General features: G+C 49.6%; 14 protein-coding genes. All 14 read right to left on the bottom strand.

Going from position 1 to position 18,729, the window contains the following annotated elements; all coding sequences use genetic code 11:
• Nucleotides 1–241 precede the first annotated feature (241 nt).
• The gene (locus GPL15_RS02040) at nt 242–1,771 is read right to left on the bottom strand and encodes a HAMP domain-containing sensor histidine kinase (RefSeq protein ID WP_215695483.1); all 1,530 of its coding nucleotides are present in this window, start codon (nt 1,769–1,771) and stop codon (nt 242–244) included.
• Nucleotides 1,768–2,445 (bottom strand): response regulator transcription factor, encoded by a 678-nt coding sequence (locus tag GPL15_RS02035; RefSeq protein WP_215695481.1) that lies wholly within the window; start codon nt 2,443–2,445, stop codon nt 1,768–1,770. Before GPL15_RS02035 ends, GPL15_RS02040 begins: the two co-directional genes overlap by 4 nt.
• A gap of 300 nt (nt 2,446–2,745) precedes the next feature.
• Nucleotides 2,746–3,588 (bottom strand): 5-dehydro-4-deoxy-D-glucuronate isomerase, encoded by an 843-nt coding sequence (kduI, locus tag GPL15_RS02030; RefSeq protein WP_215695479.1) that lies wholly within the window; start codon nt 3,586–3,588, stop codon nt 2,746–2,748.
• Nucleotides 3,589–3,729: 141 nt separating this feature from the next.
• Nucleotides 3,730–4,650, bottom strand: coding sequence for an AEC family transporter (locus GPL15_RS02025; protein WP_215695477.1), 921 nt, complete (start codon nt 4,648–4,650; stop codon nt 3,730–3,732).
• Nucleotides 4,651–4,661: 11 nt separating this feature from the next.
• Nucleotides 4,662–6,455, bottom strand: a complete 1,794-nt coding sequence (gene aspS / locus GPL15_RS02020; protein WP_215695475.1) for an aspartate--tRNA ligase — start codon at nt 6,453–6,455, stop codon at nt 4,662–4,664.
• Between the two features lie 31 nt (nt 6,456–6,486).
• The gene (gene hisS, locus GPL15_RS02015; RefSeq protein WP_215695473.1) at nt 6,487–7,758 is read right to left on the bottom strand and encodes a histidine--tRNA ligase; all 1,272 of its coding nucleotides are present in this window, start codon (nt 7,756–7,758) and stop codon (nt 6,487–6,489) included.
• Between the two features lie 176 nt (nt 7,759–7,934).
• The gene (hemZ, locus tag GPL15_RS02010) at nt 7,935–9,389 is read right to left on the bottom strand and encodes a coproporphyrinogen dehydrogenase HemZ (protein ID WP_215695471.1); all 1,455 of its coding nucleotides are present in this window, start codon (nt 9,387–9,389) and stop codon (nt 7,935–7,937) included.
• Between the two features lie 14 nt (nt 9,390–9,403).
• On the bottom strand, nt 9,404–10,054 hold the full coding sequence (locus GPL15_RS02005; protein WP_215695469.1) for an MBL fold metallo-hydrolase: 651 nt from the start codon (nt 10,052–10,054) through the stop codon (nt 9,404–9,406).
• Nucleotides 10,055–10,105: 51 nt separating this feature from the next.
• Nucleotides 10,106–12,385, bottom strand: a complete 2,280-nt coding sequence (locus tag GPL15_RS02000; RefSeq protein ID WP_215695467.1) for a bifunctional (p)ppGpp synthetase/guanosine-3',5'-bis(diphosphate) 3'-pyrophosphohydrolase — start codon at nt 12,383–12,385, stop codon at nt 10,106–10,108.
• A gap of 116 nt (nt 12,386–12,501) precedes the next feature.
• Nucleotides 12,502–13,479, bottom strand: a complete 978-nt coding sequence (hemB, locus tag GPL15_RS01995) for a porphobilinogen synthase (protein WP_215695465.1) — start codon at nt 13,477–13,479, stop codon at nt 12,502–12,504.
• Entirely contained in the window at nt 13,445–14,548 is a 1,104-nt protein-coding gene (gene cobD / locus GPL15_RS01990; RefSeq protein ID WP_215695463.1) for a threonine-phosphate decarboxylase CobD, read from the bottom strand. The genes hemB and cobD overlap by 35 nt, the downstream gene beginning before the upstream one ends.
• Nucleotides 14,545–15,522 carry a bifunctional adenosylcobinamide kinase/adenosylcobinamide-phosphate guanylyltransferase gene (locus GPL15_RS01985; RefSeq protein ID WP_215695461.1) on the bottom strand — a complete coding sequence of 326 codons (978 nt, stop codon included), beginning with the start codon at nt 15,520–15,522 and terminating at the stop codon, nt 14,545–14,547. The genes cobD and GPL15_RS01985 overlap by 4 nt, the downstream gene beginning before the upstream one ends.
• A 34-nt stretch (nt 15,523–15,556) precedes the next feature.
• On the bottom strand, nt 15,557–17,506 hold the full coding sequence (gene cobK / locus GPL15_RS01980) for a precorrin-6A reductase (RefSeq protein WP_215695459.1): 1,950 nt from the start codon (nt 17,504–17,506) through the stop codon (nt 15,557–15,559).
• Nucleotides 17,472–18,668, bottom strand: coding sequence for a cobalt-precorrin-5B (C(1))-methyltransferase CbiD (cbiD, locus tag GPL15_RS01975; protein WP_346344879.1), 1,197 nt, complete (start codon nt 18,666–18,668; stop codon nt 17,472–17,474). The genes cobK and cbiD overlap by 35 nt, the downstream gene beginning before the upstream one ends.
• Between the last annotated feature and the right edge of the window lie 61 nt (nt 18,669–18,729).

Genomic DNA, 18,729 nt, shown 5'->3' with positions numbered 1-18,729 from the left:
ATAAGTTTATAGCCTGTTTTACTTGGCTATAAACTTATTATACGAGACGGGCAGAAACTGAAAACCAAATCAGTTTCTGACCGTCTTTTTCCGTCCCTGTGGCCTTAGTTTCACTTACGGTTGGAAGCCGGTTTTCATCGCCAACGGATTCCGGCTCCGCCCGGCGTCAAGCCTCCAAGCAGGCCTCCGCCCCCCATCCGTCCCCATTCCCAGGATTCAGGGCGTTACTCTTGCTAATCAACTAAATAAAGATATCCAACGCAAACCAAAACTCCACCCCATCTTCAACGTTATGCACTCCGCATTCCTTATGGTGGGAATCCATGATGGCCTTCACAATCGACAGCCCGATGCCGCTGCCGCCGTACTCCCTGGTTCTGGCTTTGTCCACTTTGAAGAACTTGGTCCAGATGTTGGGCAGGTCTTCTTCCGGGATAGGGTGGCCGGTGTTGCGGACATAGACACGGATCTCGTTATTTTCCTGTTCCATGCGGATGCGGATTTTCTTTTCTCCGTCCAGATGATTCAGGGCGTTGTTCAGGTAATTGGTAATCACTTCTTCAATCTTAAACTCGTCGGCCCAGACGTAAACCGGGTGTTCCGCGTTGAATTCCACATCGGCCTGTTTCTGCTGTATCAGGATCCTGGCCGAGGACAGGACTCCACGGATCAGCTCTGTAAGGTCAAACCGCTCCATCACCGCCGCATCGTTGCCGAATTCCAGGGCGGTTAAAGTCAGAAGCTGGCGGACCATTTTATTCATCTTGTTGGCCTCATCCATGATCACTTCACAGTAGTAATCCCGGCTCTCCTTATCCTCGCACATTCCCTCTGTCAGGCCTTCCGCATAGCCCTGGATCAGGGCGATAGGCGTTTTCAGCTCATGGGATACGTTGGCGATAAATTCCTTCCGCATTTCATCAATCTGAATCTTCTCTTCAATGTCCTTCTGCAGTTCCAGATTGGCGGATTTCAGCTCGCCGATGGTTTCCTTCAGCTTATCGGACAGGACATTCATGCTTTTTCCAAGCACTCCGATCTCATCCTGGGCGCTGCCTTCATATTTGGCGTCGAAATCCAGATGAGACATTTTTTCAGAAAGAGAGGCCAGTTTCAGAATCGGTGAAGTCACCTTCCGGGTGGTTAAATAGACCACCATACAGCTCAAAATCATTGCCAGCGAACCCACATAAGCCAGAAAACGGTTGGAAACAGCCACGCTTTCCCTGATGCTGGCAAGGGGCGTGGACATGATAAAGGTGGTCCTGTTATCGGAAAAATATCCCCAGCTTTCCAGGTAAAATGATTTGGACCGGTTGTCATAAGCCTTTTGTATGGTGAAATTCTCCGCCCTTTTCAGGACTTCCGTCCTGGGCATATCATAACCTAATATATAACGCTGTGCCTTATCTGCCAGAAATGCGCCGTCTCTTGCGGACGGAAGGATGGTGTCGCCCGTCACACTATCGGAAACCACAATAGATATATTGTAATGTTCCGCCACCATTTTTAAAAGAAGGGCCACGTCTCCCAGATAATCGGCATCCGTATCCTCGCTGTCTTCAAAATCTTCAATCAAAGTTCTGCCTTCTCCTGCTTTTTCCAGGACCAACTGGTCAAACCGTTCATATACCCGTTCCAAAACCCGCAGTTTGTCCATCATATAAAAGCTTTCCAGGCAAAGGTTATTGACACACCAGATTGCAACCAGAGTCAGTGCGGACAAGCCCACAAAGATCAGGGTGAATCTGGTTCTAATGGATTGTTTCATTCACTCACCTCGAATTTATATCCCATGCCCCATACGGTTTTGATATAATCGCCTTTATCCCCCATTTTGCTCCGCAGCTTTTTCACATGGGTATCAATGGTTCTGGCATCGCCGAAATAGTCGTAATTCCACACATTATTCAGGATTTTTTCCCTGGAAAGGGCGATTCCCTGATTTTCGATAAAATAGCACAGCAGTTCAAATTCTTTATAACTCAGTTCAATCTCCTTACCGTCTATGGTCACCTGGTGGGCCGCTTTGTCCACCCGGATACCGCCCACATCCACAGCATCCGTAAGGGCAGAACTGCTCCGCCTCAGAATGGCTTCCACACGGGCAACCAGGATTTTGGGGCTGAAAGGCTTCGAAATATATTCGTCAACCCCCAGATCAAATCCCTGAAGCTCATCCCTCTCTTCCCCTCTGGCCGTCAGCATGATAATGGGCACCTGGGAATACTTGCGGATGGTCTTACAAACCTCCCATCCGTCCATCTTAGGCATCATCACATCCAATATAATTAAGGCGATATCTTTTTGGTCGAAATAAATGTCTACAGCTTCTTCACCGTCGGCCGCCTCTATCACCTGAAATCCCTTCACAGTTAGGAAATCTTTTACCAGTTTCCGCATTCTCGCTTCATCATCTACTACTAACACTTTCAACTGATCCATATCGTCCTCCTATTATTTCTAATGCACTCCCAGAATCTCTTTGTTCCTGATTTTGCAAGTACATTCTATTATCTCATAAAATATTGTATCAGATTCATATGCTGTTTTCCAGGTTTTCACAGAGATTTCACAGATGGACCAAGGCAAAAAAAACGGCGTTCAGAAGATCAGCCGGTGAATCCGGAAAGCCTGGCGCGGGACATGGCTGTATGGAATTTTTCCCCAAAAAAATCTCCCGGAAGAAAAACTTCCGGGAGATTCTATTCCATCCATCAGACTGTTAAGCCTTTATCATATCTATTATCTCAATTCAGTTGTAGGAATTGTGTCCATATCGTCAAATGCCTGGTTCTCGCCGCCCATAGCCCAGATGAAGGTATAATTGCTGGTGCCTGCGCCTGCGTGAATGCTCCAGGATGGGCTGATAACCGCCTGCTCATTCTGCATTACGATATGTCTTGTTTCATTGCCTTCGCCCATCATATGGAATACAACGTTGTTCTCCGGAACTTCGAAGTACATGTAAACTTCCATACGTCTCTCATGCGTATGAGCCGGCATGGTGTTCCATACGCTGCCCGGATCCAGAACAGTCATACCCATGGATAACTGGCAGGTTTCCAGTACGTCCGGATGAATGAACTGGTTGATTACACGTTTGTTGGAAGTTTCCATAGCGCCAAGAGGTTTCTTAGCTGCATCCTCAATCGGAATAAATGTGGTCTTGCACGCCTTGTGGGCAGGTGCGCTCACCATATAGAATTTTGCAGGATTGGAAGCGTCGTCACTGGAGAACAGAACTTCTTTGGTTCCCTTTGTGATATATAAGCAGTCTTTATATCCCATCTTGAATTCTTCGCCGTCGGCTTTGATCACACCTGATCCGCCGATATTGAAGATACCGATCTCACGTCTCTCCAGGAAATAGCTTGTGCCGAAATTAGCCCAGATATCGATTCCTTTATCGATGGAAACTGTTTCTGTTGTAGGCATACATCCCAAGGTTACCATACGGTCAACGTGGGAATATACAGCTACCACTTCATTCGGAATATATAAGTTCTCAATCAGGAACTCATCCCTGGTCTCCTGTGTTGTATAACGTTTAAAGTCTCTCTGGTTGCAAGAATAACGAATATCCATTGTAAACATCCTCCTTAAATTTACGCCTTGTTATGTACTTGTATACACTTTACACATGTCTTCATGATAGCACAAATGCCTTGTGATTACAAGGCATTTATATTATATGTCCATATTTTCTTTTCCTTCAAAAAATAATGTCTATACAAAAGTGTATACAAGCATCACCAATGGAATTGTGATTACGGACAAGGCCGTTGACACTCCAAACATTTCAGACGCGTAAACGGCGTCTTTTCCATACCTGAGAGCGAACAAGGTTCCCATGGAACCAGCCGGGCAGGCGGTGGCCAGCACAATCGTCGTAGTCACCACATGATCAAAATGGAATAAATTTAAAATGACCATTGTAATCATCGGGATGACCAGCAGCCGGAGGGCGCTGATTAAATAAATCCGCTTTTTCTTCAGCATATTGATCAGGCTGCCGCTTGCCAGAGAAGCTCCGGCTACCAGCATGGCCACCGGAGTATTCATATCCCCGATAACAGCCAGCGGCTCCTTGATCATATCCGGCAGACGAATCTGGCAGACATAGAATATGAAGCCGACGATGATGGCAAATATGGTGGGCGTTTTCATTGCCGACAGGGCCTCTTTCACCGTCTGTTTTCCGATCATCATGAGGATTCCATGGGTCCAGATGAACAATGAAAAAATGGTGATATAGGCGGTTATGTAAAATACCCCGTCCGCCCCAAAGATCGCGTTCACCAGCGGAATCCCCATAAATCCACAGTTGGAATAAATGGCCGCCATGCTTTCAACCCCGTAATTCTCCCCTGAACTTTTTCTGATAAACACTTTAGTGATGAGAATCGCGGCCACATGGCTGACAGCAGCCAGAAATAAGGCCATCAAAAGCCCTTCCAGCTGCTGTCTGCTGAATTCCCTCTGATAGGAACTGAAAATCATCAGCGGCGAAATTACCATGAGCAGCAAATTGGACAATTTGCCGTTGGTCTCATAGCTGATAATATTTGTTTTGTAACAGACGGCGCCGATCAGCGCCATCACGAACATCGTTACGATTTTATACGCGGTTATTGATGCTAATTCCATCTGACCTTCCTTTATTTCTGAGTCTCTTCACTCACTTCGATTCCCAGCTCTTCCAACTGCTTTGCATCCACAGGAGACGGAGCTTCCGACATCAGACAGGAGGCGTCTTTTACCTTCGGGAACGCGATCACGTCGCGGATGCTGTCACAGCCAACCATCAGCATGGCCACGCGGTCCATGCCGTATGCCAGTCCTGCATGAGGCGGAACTCCGTACTTAAATGCGTCTAACAGGAATCCGAACTGATCATATGCGGATTCCGGAGTAAATCCAAGGACTTCAAACATCTTGGACTGGATATCCGCCTGGTGAATACGGACTGATCCGCCGCCCAGCTCCGTACCGTTTAACACGATATCATATGCTTTGGCCCGGACTGCCCCCGGATTTGTATCGATCATGTGCCAGTCTTCATCCATAGGCATGGTAAATGGATGGTGCATTGCCACATAACGGTCCTGTTCTTCGGAGTACTCTAAAAGCGGGAATTCCGTTACCCAGAGGAATTTGAAATCGTCTTTTTTCAGAAGATCCTGCTGTTTTGCCAGTTCCAGACGCAGGTTTCCCAGCACGTCGTAAACCACTTTATTCTTATCTGCCGCAAAAAGGAGCAGATCGCCTGGCTTACCGCCCATGGCTTCTACGAGAGCCGCCAGTTCTTCTTCCTTCATGAATTTCGCGAAGGAAGATTTATAAGTTCCGTCTTCATTTATGGCAAGATAGGCAAGGCCTTTTGCGCCGAATCCCTTTGCAAATTCAACTAAAGCATCGATCTTTTTACGGGGCATAGCTCCCTGTCCTTCGGCGTTGATTCCGCGGACGGAACCGCCGTTTTCAAGAGCGCCCTTAAATACTGCGAATTCACAGTTTTCGACCACGTTCGACACATCTTTTAATTCCATTCCAAACCGCATATCCGGCTTGTCGGAACCGAAACGGTCCATGGCCTCCTGCCAGGTCATTCTCTGGATCGGCAGCTCAATATCATAGTTTAAGATCTCTTTAAATAATTTCTGAAGCAGCCTTTCATTCACATCCAGCACGTCATCCACATCTACAAAAGAAAGTTCCATGTCGATCTGGGTGAACTCCGGCTGTCTGTCCGCACGCAGGTCCTCATCCCGGTAACATCTGGCCAGTTGGAAGTAGCGGTCATAGCCGGAACACATGAGGAGCTGTTTGAATATCTGCGGAGACTGGGGAAGGGCATAAAATGATCCCGGATGCACACGGCTGGGCACCAGATAATCGCGGGCTCCTTCCGGGGTGCTCTTAATCAGGGTAGGGGTTTCAATCTCCAAAAATCCCTCTTCTGCCAAAAACTGTCTGGTGAGAATGGCAATATTGCTTCTCAGCATCATATTTCTCTGGATATCAGGCCTTCTTAAATCCAGATAGCGGTATTTTAAACGCAGTTCCTCTTTTGTCTTGCTGTTTTCTTCAATCGGGAACGGAGGCGTTTCCGATTCAGACAGAATGCGCAGGCTGTTGGCCCGGACTTCAATGGCCCCGGTGGCTAAGTTTTCATTGACCGCGCCGGAACGGGCTTCCACACGTCCTGTCACTGCCACAACGAACTCGCTTCTCAGTTTCTCAGCTTTTTCAAAGTTTTCCGTGCCGCAGTCGCTCTCTTCAAAGATTAACTGAAGGATGCCGGAACGGTCCCTTAAATCCACGAAAATAATGCCGCCTTTATTTCTGCTCTTCTGCACCCAGCCCATAACGGTCACTTCCTGGCCGATATTTGCGGTGGTAACTTCTGTACATCTGTGGGAACGTTTCAATCCCATCATTGACTCTGCCATGATTTTTCTCCTTTTACACTCGTTCTGCTCTCTATTTTAATGATTCTTTATAGAATTCCTTGAATTCCAGATAGCCATCCTTCTGAAGCTGTTCTTTCTGGAACTTTTTATTCTTGTTCATCTGGGAAACCAGCACCTGGACTCCATTGGCCCGCTCCTGCATGGCTTCTTCGATCACTTTGGACATCACGTCACTGCTGACGCCCTTTTCAATCAGATATGCCTTCTTCATCTTCGAACCCGGAACCGTAAACCCATTCTCCATGAGAATTGTGATAATCCGCTCAAAACCGATGGAGAATCCGCAGGCCGGAGTTTCCATGCCCGTAAATTTGCCGATCATTTTATCATAACGGCCGCCGCCGCCCACCGAACCTGGGAACCCTTCCACTTCGATTTCAAAAATGGTTCCGGTATAGTAAGACATTCCCCGTACCAGGGTCGGATCGAACACGATGTCAAACTTACAGGAAGGCACATTGGCAACGCTGTCCATAATGACTGCCAGATTGTCTGCTTTAGCAGGTTCCATCACTTCTGCCAGCACATTTCCAAGCGTTCGGACGCCGTTCGCATCATTGGTGACGGATGAAAACAGATCCAGGTATTTCTTCACCTGATCTCCATCATATCCCATTCCGGTCAGTTCTTCCGCAACGCCGTCCATGCCGATCTTGTCCATCTTATCCAGGGAAATAAAGATCTTATCGTAATCCTCTTCCGGGAAACCACAGTAAGCAGCCATTCCTTTTAAGATGTTCCGGTCGTTGATGCGGATGCGGTAATTGTACTGGTTGAAACCGATTTTTCCCAGAAGGGTGGCGGTTGCCAGGATCAGTTCGATCTCCGCTAAATTAGTGGGATCTCCTAAGATATCGATATCACACTGGACAAATTGTCTGAAACGGCCTCTCTGAGGGCGGTCGGCTCTCCATACGGAACCCATCTGAAGGGCTTTAAACGGAGCCGGGAGCTGGGCCGCATTGTTGGAATAATAGCGGCAGAGGGGAACGGTCAGGTCATAGCGGAGTCCGCTGTCCACCAGGTCATTTTCCATCTGTGCGGTTTCCAGGTTCAGTTTTTCCCCTCTCTTCATGATTTTAAAAATCAGTTTTTCATTATCTCCGCCCTGCTTGCTGGTCAGATTCTCAATGTGTTCCACGCAGGGAGTTTCAATTGACTGGAATCCGAAACCGCGGTAGGTTTCTTTTATCTGGTTCATTACATAGTCCCTTACCTGCATCTCTGCGGGCAGGATGTCTTTCATGCCGGTAACCGGCTTCTTTTTCAGTGTTGCTGCCATGATTTCCTCTCATTCTGCCGCAGATGCGGCTTTCTAGTTTTAAGGGATTGCCGGATTTAACATTAAGGGTGAAGGCATTTTCGAAAATGCCTTCACGTTTTACTTTAAACGTGAAGGCATTTTCGAAAATGCCTTCACCCTTAATGTTAAATCCAATGACTACGTTCTATTTTAAATTACATTTCTAATTTTGCAAGCAATTTTTCCTTTCTCGCTATCATTTCATCCGTTTTTTGGATATAGAGATCCACATCCTTCACATTCTCTGCCCGCTCCAGCCTGTTTTCCGCCGGATAGAGCACCTTCGTTGTGGTTCCAGCCCCGCATGCGGCTATGGTCTGCTTCTCTTCCATTATTAGGATATTATAGATACACGCCTTTCCCGGAAGGGCATACCCCACATTTTCAAAATTCCCCGCCATATTCTTCTGGCGGTACAGATAATAGGGTTCCATGCCCATCTCTCTTGCGTATCTGGCAGTCAGATCGATCATTTCCTGGGTATTGGTGATCTTTAACTCCGCATACTTCTCTTTAAACATGTTGAGACGGGCCGCCCGTTTGATGGCAAGGGAATGAACTGTCACACTGTCCGGTCCCAGGGCTTTTATCTCTTCCATGGTATTGGCCACATCCTCAATGGTCTCCTCCGGAAGCCCGATGATCAGATCCATGTTGATGTTGTCAAATCCCATTTCCCGGGCCAGCAGAAAGCATTCTTTGACCATGCCAACCGTGTGATGGCGGCCGATTAAGTCTAAGGTTTCCTGCTTCATGGTCTGTGGATTGATGGAAATACGGCTCACCCCATGTTTTTTCAGGACCTGGAACTTCTCCCGGGTAATGCTGTCGGGCCTGCCTGCTTCCACAGTAAATTCCTGAACCGTGGAGAAGTCAAAGGTATCTTTAAGCTTTGTAATCAGCCTGTCCAGATCTCCGGCCGGAAGAGAAGTAGGGGTTCCTCCCCCGAAATATACCGTATCCAGGGTTCTTCCCTTCATCCGCTCCGCCACGTATTCCATCTCGTGAAACAGCGCGTCCAGATAGAGACCGGTCCTGCCCTGCCATTTGCCGATGGGGTAGGAGGTAAAAGAGCAGTACAGGCAGGTGGTGGGGCAGAACGGGATTCCGATGTAAAGGCTGTACCCATGCTCATAATCAATGGTAGATAAAAGCTGCATCTCCCGCCGGGCGATCTCGATGCTCAAATTGATCTTTGCATCGCTGGTATAATACGTATCTTTCATATAGCGGAAAATCTCTTCTTCCGTCATGCCTTCCTGAAATTTAGTCATGGCTATTTTCGTAGGGCGGATGCCGGTCAGGGTTCCCCAGGGAAGTTCTTTCCCGGTGTATTCCGAAAGAATCGTGTACAAATGCCGTTTGATCCGGTTCTTTGTTTCAAACCGGTTCTCATAATCCACATCCAGGGAACACGTCTTCTCCCATGGGCCGCCAGTTTCCCGGAAAACCATGGTAAAATGCCTGCGGCTCTCATCCAGGATTCCTTCCGCCTCATAAGTATTCTCTCCATTTTTTTCGTGGGAAAATGCCTCTCCCGGAAAAAATGCCATCAGCAGTTCCCTGATATCCTGCTCATAAGCGGTGTCATTTAATAATATTCCTATCATATGTTTATCATTTCCTATCTTCTATTCATGTAGACCGCAACCGGATTATACCGCTTCTCATGTCCGATGGTGGTGGGCTCCCCGTGTCCCGGGTAGACCATAATGTCGTCTTTTAACGGAAACAGCCGTTCTGTGATGGACTTTACGATTTCCGAAGAGCTTCCAGTGGGCAGATCAGTCCTTCCAAGAGAATCCTCAAACAGGGTGTCCCCGCTGATCAGCACGTCCTCATCCTCAAACAGATAGCACACGGAACCAACCGTATGTCCCGGAGTTTCCAGCACTTTGATCCGGTATCCGGCCAGGGTGATCACTTCATTATCCCTCAAAAGGTAATCCGCCTCCATGCTGGTCTGTTCCGATCCCATGGTCCCGGAAAGGTTCTGGTATGGGTCTTTTAAAAGATTTTCCTCATTCATCCCCATATACACCGTCACCTGAAAGGCCCGCCGGATATCATCCACTGCCATGATATGGTCAAAATGCCCATGGGTCAGCAAAACCGCGGCAGGCGTCACCCCAAGCTCCCGGCACCGGTTCAGAATATACATCCCGTTATCCGCCGGGTCCACAATGATCCCCTCTTTTTTCTTCTCATCATAAATGATATAGCAGTTGGTGCTGACCAGTCCCAGCACACAGGTTTTAATTCGAAAATCGCTCATATTCCCTCTCCTTCTCCCTGCTTTCCTATAGAATGAAAAAACTGCGATACATCACCCCGCAGTTCTCTCAATATCCAATACGCCTTCAATTTGTCTCAGTTTATCAGTTAACCGGTTCAATTCCTCAATTCCATGTATATCAAATGTCATGATAATGGTGGCTTTCCCCTGCTTGCTGGTCCGCACATTCATGGACGTGATATCGATCTGGCGCTCCGTAAATACTTTAGAAATATCCACAAACATGCCGATCCTGTTGTTGGCATAGATCTGGATTTCCGTGGAATACCGTTCCTTGTTATCCGCGCCTTCCGCCTGCTGCCACTCCGCGTCGATCAGCCTGGCCCTTTCGTCTTCCGGCAGGTTGATGATATTGATGCAGTCAGTTCTGTGGATGGAAACCCCTCTGCCCCGGGTGACAAATCCTACGATCTCATCGCCTGGAACCGGGCTGCAGCATCTGGAGAAACGGACTGCCACATCGTGGATTCCCTTTACCACAATTCCGCTCTTGGATTTTTTGGAGACAGGAACCTTGTTGGTCATCTCCGCGATTCCGTCCAGGATGTTGGTATCGGTCACCTCTTTTTTCAGCTTCTTTTCCCGCTCATCCAGCATCTTGTTGATGATCTGGCCCTCTTTCAGGCCGCCGTGGCCGATGGATGCCAGAACCGAATCCCAGTCCCGGAACGCATACCGGGCCATGACCTTTTCCATGTACTCCGGCTTGCTGATATCGGCTAAGTTGATGCCTTTGGTCTTGCAGTACCGCTCGATCATCTCCTTGCCTTTTAGTATGTTATCCTCTTTCAGTTCGGTTTTAAACCACTGGTTGATCTTATTCTTCGCCTGAGTACTCTTCACCAGGGAAAGCCAGTCACGGCTGGGGCCCTTGGAGTTCTGGGAAGTGATGATCTCGATGCGGTCGCCGTTCTGGATCACATAATCGATGTTTACCAGCTTACCATTAACTCTGGCCCCTACCATCTTGTTCCCAACCGCGCTGTGGATGGAATAGGCAAAATCGATGGGGGTGGAACCGCTTGGAAGTGTCTTCACATCACCGGACGGGGTGAAACAGTAAACGCTGTCGGAAAACAGGTCCAGATCGCTTTTAATCAGGCTCAGAAATTCTTTATTATCCGACATGTCCCGCTGCCATTCCAGAATCTGGCGCAGCCAGCTTAACTTGGCTTCTTCATCTCCTGCTGCCACCTGTCCGCTGCCGCTCTCCTTATACTTCCAATGGGCGGCGATACCGAATTCCGCGGTACGGTGCATCTCAAAGGTACGGATCTGAATCTCAAAGGGACGGCCGCTGCTGCCAATCAAGGTAGTGTGCAGGGACTGGTACATATTGGGTTTCGGCATGGCGATGTAGTCCTTGAACCGGCCTGGAATCGGCTTATACAGTTCGTGGATCACCCCAAGGGCGGCATAACAGTCCTTCACGGTGTCTACGATGATGCGGACGGCGAACAGATCGTAAATCTGATCCAGGGTCTTATCCTGGTTCACCATCTTCTTATAGATACTGAAGAAATGCTTCACCCGTCCGTCCACCTGGGCTTCAATCCCGGCTTCCTTGATGTGGCTCTGCACCTCTTCCACAATTTCTCTGACAAATGCTTCCCTGGCATCCCTGCGCAGTGTGATCTTTTCAGCCAGATCATAATACACATCCGGCTTTAAATATTTTAATGACAAATCGTCCAGTTCGATCTTGATTTTGGAAATACCCAGCCGGTGAGCGATAGGGGCGTAGATTTCCATGGTCTCTTTGGCCTTTTCCTTCTGCTTCTCCGGCCTCATATACTGAAGCGTCCTCATATTATGAAGGCGGTCGGCCAGTTTGATCAAAATGACGCGTATATCTTTCGCCATGGCTAAGAACATCTTCCTCAGGTTTTCCGCCTGAATTTCCACCTTATCCATGGACCAGGACAACTGGGTCAGTTTGGTGACGCCGTCCACCAACAGGGCGACTTCCGCTCCAAATTCCTTCGCCACTTCATCCCCGGTCATCACCGTGTCTTCCACCACGTCGTGGAGGATGCCGGCGACGATTGTCTCCTTATCCAGTTCCAGATCAGCCAGAATGATGGCAACACAAAGGGGGTGAATGATATAGGGTTCACCCGATTTTCTCTTTTGGTCTTTGTGGGCTTCATATGCGATCCTGTAGGCTTTTTCCACCATGCTGATATCATCGGAAGGATGGTATTTCCTGATGCTTTTAACCAGATCGTCATAGAGCACTTCCGGGCTTGTGAAATCCGCCGGCGCCTCCAGCTCTATATTCAGTTTTTCTGAAACCGTATCATTTGTCATAGATCGTCACCTTTTCTGCTGGAAATAGTTATTCTACATTATAATTTTTTTTAGATAAAAAATCAATATTAAAATGTTACAAGAACATTCAGAAACTTTTAATCCATACATTAAGGTTATCCAATAATTCCCCTGTCAATCAGGGATGCGATCTCTTCTGCGAAATAAGTCAGGTAGATGGAAGAGCCTGCCCGGTATGACGCAACCGCCATCTCGGCAATGATCTTTTCCTCATCGATGTAACCTAATTTGGCCCCGGCCTTCACCATGGCGTACTCTCCGCTGACGCTGTAAGAGGCCACCGGCACGTCCACCAGATCCGCCACTTCCCGGATCACATCCAGGTAGTTCATGGCCGGTTTTACCATGATGATGTCCGCCCCCTCTTCCACGTCCAAAAGGGCTTCTTTGATCCCTTCTTTCCGGTTGTGGTAATCCATCTGGTAGGATTTCCTGTCTCCGAAAGCAGGGGCGGAACCTGCCGCATCCCGGAAGGGGCCGTAAAATGCGGATGCATATTTTACCGCATAGGACATGATGGGGGTCTGGGTATACCCGTTTTCATCCAGCGTATTCCGGATGGCAAGCACCCGGCCGTCCATCATATCCGAAGGGGCTACCATGTCTGCCCCGGCCTGTACATGGGATAAGGCGGTGGCGGAGAGAAGCTTCAGAGTGGGATCGTTGTCCACCTCCGAACCGCAGAGCACGCCGCAATGGCCGTGAGACGTGTATTCGCACATACACACGTCGGTGATCAGATAGAGGTCCGGGAACTGTTTTCTGGCTTCCCTAAGCGCCCTCTGCACGATTCCATCCTCCGCATAGGCCCCGCTTCCCACTTCGTCCTTTACGTCGGGAATGCCGAAGAACATCACGCTGCCCACCCCGGCCCGTTTCAGCTCTTCCAGTTTATAGGGCATCTTGTCCACGCTGTAGCGGAACTGTCCCGGCATTGTGGGAATCTCTTCCTGGATTCCGGTCCCCTCTTTTACAAAAATGGGATAGATCAGGGAGGCTTTGTCAAGCCTGGTTTCCCTCACCATCTTTCTTAAAATTTCATTTCCTCTCAGTCGTCTCGGTCTTTGCAGCATTTTTCTCCTCTCCTTCTATGATCGATTTCAGCGCCTTAATAAGCCCTTTGTTCTCTTCACGGTTTCTGACGGCTGTCCGGTAGTACGTTTCGTCCAGCCCGTCGTAGTTTAAGCAGCGTCGGATCATGATCCCGTACCGCAACAGTTTATCATATAAACCGGGACAGCTCTTTACCTGGATGAACAGATAATTGGCCTGCCCCGGGAATACTCTGATTCCAAGTTTTTTCAGTTCTCCGGTCAGAAACTCCCTTTCTTCTTTTATAAAAGCGGCCGAAGAACGGACAAATTCCACCTCTTTTAAAGCCGCCCTGCCCGCCGCCGCGGCTGCGGTGTTGACGCTCCAGCTCTGTCCGGCGGCCCGGATTCGGTTAATCAGATCCGGATCGGAACAGAGCGCATATCCAAGCCTGATTCCAGGTATGGAAAACATCTTGGTAAAGGATTTTAAAATGACCATGTTGGGAAACTCTTTCAGGTAAGGGACCATTGTGAATTCCTCTTCCCTGCCCGTAAAGTCCAGGAAACATTCGTCGATCACCAGTATTGTTCCCGTCTCAACTGCCTTTTTGGCTGCCATGATCATCAAATCCCTCCCGGTTAAAATGCCGGTGGGATTGTTGGGATTGCAGAGAAATACCAGGTCAATTTCTTCAGAAATGAACTCCGGCAGATTCTCCGGCACTTCCAGATTTTCATCCAGCGGCAGGCGGATGATCCGGGTTTTTGTCTGCTTCAGCGCCTCTTCATATTCTAAAAAAGTGGGGGCCGGAATCAGGGCATTTGAAGGCCTGATCCCATAAACCAGACGGAAAATCAGGTCCGCCGCCCCATTTCCAGCCAGCAGATACCCTTCCGGCACCCCGTAATGCCCGCTTAAATCATGGATCAGTTCCCGGCAGTCCGGGTCTGGGTAATAGATCACCTGGTCCAGGCTTTCTTTCATGGCATCCCGGACGCTTTTTGGAACGCCCAGGGGATTTAAATTGGCTGAAAAATCCAGACATTCTTCCGGCTTCACGCCCAGTTCTGCCGCAACGCCGAAAATGTCTCCTCCGTGTGTCTTCATCGCTCGCCGTTCCTCTCTGTCATAAACTGTCTGAGCCAGATTCTCAGGGATTGGGCCGCCTGTTTCGCCAGGCTGTGGCTCTTTCCATCCGCCACAATCCCGGCCACCAGCTCCCCTTCCCGGGCGATTCCCGGAAAATAAAAGCTGCATTGGCTTTGGTCGCCCGCATGGCTGACCATGATTCCCCGTTCACGGCACAGCTTTGCCATCCGGTCATTGACGTCCGGGTTATTGGTGGCCGCAACCGCCAGATAGGCCCCGTTTAAATCCGCCTCCCTGACCGGCCTTCTCTCCCAGTGCACCAGACCGGCCTGCTCTAAGCGTGCCATCTCTTCGCATCCTTCCGGGGCGGCCACCAGGACGGCCGCCCCGAATTCGGCCAAAACAGCGGCTCTTCTGGTTCCGATTTTCCCCGCTCCGGCCACCACTACCCGCTTTTTGTTCAAATCCACAAACAGGGGGAACCGGGGATATTCTTTCTCTCCGCCTCCGATCACCTGGTCCGCCATCTGTTCCAGGCGGCGGTTGATCTGATGGACGGCCTCTATATAGGCTCTTGTCTCTTCGTCATAACCCTGATCATACTCCATTTGTCCCGTTACCACAATGAGTTCCCTGCATTTTTTATTGAGCCGGTCCACTTTTTCGCAGACCAGGCGGACGGTTTCTTCCGCCGTATGGGGCGGACAGCCCTCTGTGCCGAAACAGATATTCGCGGCCAGATTCAGGATACATTCCAAAAGCACCACAGCATTTTTGGGGATGTCCGCCTGATCGATATCAACCGGACACTCCACAGTGTTAAATCCCTTCTCTTTCCGGAGTTCCCGGTGGTGTTCCACCCGTTTTCTGCCCTCTTCCCCAAAAGGCACCATGGTGGCCAGATAGATTCTGTTTTCTCCCAAACGGACAGCCAGAGCCTCCGCTTTTGCCGATTTTCCTGATTTCTCAGGCCCTGTTACCAGATATAACATAGAACCGCCTCTTTTCTATATTCAATAACTGCAATTATTCAATGACTGCAATGGTTACCGGATTCTGTCCCATCATCAGATGATAACTGCCTGCTTTCTTCCCTTTCGCCGCCTGGATCTGGACGATCTCCATCTCATATTCCCCGCCAAGGGCTGCGATTTCCGCCACCGTCTCCAGAGCGATGGCATTGATCACAATTCTCACCGCCGGATTCTTCTGTTTCAGAATTCCCACGATCTCTTTTAAATTGCCGGAGGAACCACCAATAAATGCATGGGTGGGCGCAGGCAGGTCTGAAATCGCCTCCGGGGCCGTGCCTTCGATGATTTCCAGATTGGTGATTCTGAATTTATCCCGGTTCTTTCCGATCAGTTCTGCTGCCAGAGGTTTCTTTTCAACCGCGTACACCATGCCGTCTTCCGAAGCCATTGCCATTTCCACGGATACAGAACCGGTTCCGGCGCCGATATCGTAAATGATGGAATCCCGCTGCAATTGCAGTTTGGCCACCGATATGCATCTCACTTCATCTTTGGTCATGGGCACCTTGTCCCGGATAAACTCTTCTTCCGGTATTCCCAGCCGGAGTTTTTTCGCTTCAAATCTTTCATTTATAAATACCGCGCAGCTCAGGTTTGAAAATTTCTCATTCAATGCGGTTTTCGGCGTTCCCTTAAAGATCCGCTCCTGTTCATAGGACAGGGAATCTCCGACGCAGACTGTCACATCTTCCATGCCGTAATCCAGCATGAGGCCGCAGAGTTTGCGGAATTCGTCTTCCTTTCCAAGCAGGGCGAACACCTTTCTGTTGTGGCGGATCTTCTGTATCAGATTCTGTCTTCTGCCGTGAACGCTGCACAAAACCATGTCGTCCCAGGAGATTCCCAGCTTGGCGCAGAAGGCGGACAGGGAAGAGATTCCGGGAAGGACGTCCGCCTGGTATCCGCTTAACTGGTCCAGAAGTTTTTTTGTGCCGCTGTAGAATCCCGGGTCGCCGGACATCAGAATCAGGATGTTACGGTATTCGGGATGGGCTTCTATCCAGGCTTTGATCTCTTCCGGCCGGTAGCTGTCAAATACCGGTTTTCCCCGTTTTTTGGCCCCATCCAGCATGCGCCCGCTGCCGATACAGGCATCTGCTTTTGTGAGCGCCTGCAGCACCTCTGCCGTCATCATGGCTTCTGAACCCGGCCCGGTTCCCGCTATGGTGACAGCAGGCTTTTCTTTCATTCCGTACAGTTTCAGGAGAAGCTTTTTAATCTCCCCCATGCTTTGCCCGTCCGCTTCTTCCGGCCTTTTTATCACAACCGGCACAGCGCCGGTATCCCTGCACGCCTGGATTTTCTCTGAAAATCCCCCGGCCTGGCCCGAAGCTTTGGTTACCAGATAGCGGCAGTCAAGCTGACGGATCAGAGCCGCATTTAACTCCCGTCCAAAGGGGCCCTGCATGGCGATGATATTCTTAGGAGGAATGTTCCTGGCCTGGCAGAGCGCCAAAGAAGGGGCCGAAGGAAGTATGCGGAAATAAAGCCGGGACGGGTCGGTGAGTTCCATATAGGGGTCCAGTTCCTTGCTCCCGGTGGTGACCATCACATTTCCTTTTGTCTGTTCCAGATATTCAGCCGCCTCCCGGACCGATCCCACATAAACCGCGTCTCCCGCCATTTCATGTTCTTCTTCCCGGAGCAGACGGTAATAGGGCACATCCGCGTCCTTACAGGCCCCTTTGATATGTTCGGTGGCCTTCTGGGCAAAGGGGTGGGTGGCGTCCACCACACAGGAAAAATCGTGTTCTCTTAAAAAAATCTCCATCTCCTGCCGGTCTTTATATCCGGTTACAGCGGTTATATTCTCCTCCTTAGGAAGCAATGTCTCTCCATATTCCGTTGCCACGCTGACCCAGGATTCGATCCCGGCTCCGCTTAAAAATGAGGCCAGTTCCCGTCCTTCACTGGTTCCCGCAAATATCAGCACTGCTTTCATCCTGCATATACTCCTTTACCATTTTCAAAAGTTCCGGCACCGGCCCTGCTGTGCCTAACAGCCCGTATTCATTGGAATACATCACTATTCCGGTTTTCAGGCGGCCATAGCTCCGTTTTTCCACATAGTACAGAATTTTTTCCACAAGGCTTTTAGAAACCTCATCCAAAAGACCGGCGCCTTTTATGATCTCCAGACCTTCGTCTGTGGTCACACAGTCTAAAATCCTGGCCGCCGCAGACGCATCGCCGCCGCACCGGATGAAATGGGCGGCCAGAAGTTCGGCTCTGGCGTCGGCATTTCTGGAATGGGTATTCATAATGCCGCCTGCCAGCTTCACAAATTTTCCGATATGGCCGATTAACAGGATTCCTTTGGCCCCCGATTCCACGGCCATATCGATGCTCTCTCCCACGAAATTGCTGATTTTTACAATATACCGCCCTGGAATCTCATACTGGTTCAGGGAGAAGGATTCCCCGTAATTGCCTGGAGATAAGACCAGACAGCCGTTGCCTTCCGCCAGAAGCTGCTTCATCTCGATGCCGATGCTGGAAATGAGGGCCGCTTCGCTCATGGGGATCACGATTCCGGTGGTTCCTAAAATGGAGATTCCCCCCACAATTCCCAAGCGGGGATTAAATGTCTTTTCCGCCGTTTTCTCTCCCCCGGGCACGTAAACTTCCACCTTTACGCCGCCGGAAACCTGGTATTCTTTCAGCAGGTCTTCCATCTCTTTTGTGATCATTTCCCTGGGAACCCGGTTGATGGCCGCAGTTCCAGGCGGCTGCTCCAAGCCTTTTCTGGTGACCCGGCCCACGCCGGGGCCGCCGTCTATTTCAATTCCCGGCTCCTCTTTCCGGCTGACTTTCGCCATGATGAGGAGACCGTGGGTCACGTCGGGGTCGTCCCCTCCGTCCTTGCGGATGCCGCAGGATACAAAATCCGCTCCCCGGTACAAATCCTCCACTTCCAGGTACAGGCGGATTCCCCCGGGTGTCAATAACTCCACCTGATTTGGGGCGGTTCCAGTAAGCATTGTATACAGGGCCGCTTTGGCAGCGGCGGCGGCGCAGGAGCCTGTGGTGTATCCGCAGCGCAGCTTTTTATTCTCTTTCCATATATAGCCCTGGGGGCAGGTATTTATTTTCTCATCCTGCACTATTGACCGCCTTTCCGCCGTATTTCGCGGCATTTTTATTAAATCCATCATTTACTTATTT

Source organism: Clostridium sp. MCC353, assembly GCF_018785315.1.
In the GTDB taxonomy this organism is placed as follows: domain Bacteria; phylum Bacillota; class Clostridia; order Lachnospirales; family Lachnospiraceae; genus CHH4-2.
Note: the sequence above shows the minus strand (reverse complement) of the source record. Positions and strands in the feature narration are given on the sequence as shown.